At 50.6% G+C, this 447-nt stretch carries 1 protein-coding gene; it reads right to left on the bottom strand.

Features of this window, described 5'->3' with window-relative positions; translation table 11 throughout:
• Positions 1-409, bottom strand: a 409-nt coding sequence (gene ndk, locus AAZT04_RS26145; RefSeq protein WP_434682338.1) for a nucleoside-diphosphate kinase, incomplete at its 3' end; no start/stop codon positions are given.
• Positions 410-447: the final 38 nt, after the last annotated feature.

Genomic DNA, 447 nt, shown 5'->3' with positions numbered 1-447 from the left:
CATCTTCAGTAAAGAAATAAGCGATTTCACGGGCGGCGGATTCTTCCGCATCAGAGCCGTGTACCGCGTTTTCAGTGAAGCTGTCCGCGTAATCAGCACGCAGTGTACCGGCCAGTGCGTTATCCGGATTGGTGGCGCCCATCAGGTCACGGTGACGCTGTACGGCATTTTCCCCTTCCAGAACCTGTACCATAATCGGCCCGGAAGTCATAAATTCCACCAGACCATCAAAGAACGGGCGGCCTTTGTGCTCGGCATAGAAACCTTCCGCCTGTTCGCGGCTCAGGTGCAGCATTTTGGCGGCAATAATACGGAAACCGGCACTTTCAAAACGGTGATAAATAGCCCCGATAGCATTTTTCTTTACGGCATTTGGCTTAATGATAGAAAATGTGCGTTGTACAGACATTTAATTGACCTCAAATGTGCGCATGTGCGCTGTTGTCA

This window comes from Serratia sp. Je.1.23.a, assembly GCF_051129805.1.
Classification (GTDB): Bacteria; Pseudomonadota; Gammaproteobacteria; order Enterobacterales; family Enterobacteriaceae; genus Serratia; species Serratia liquefaciens.
This window is presented reverse-complemented; position numbering and strand designations above follow the sequence as displayed.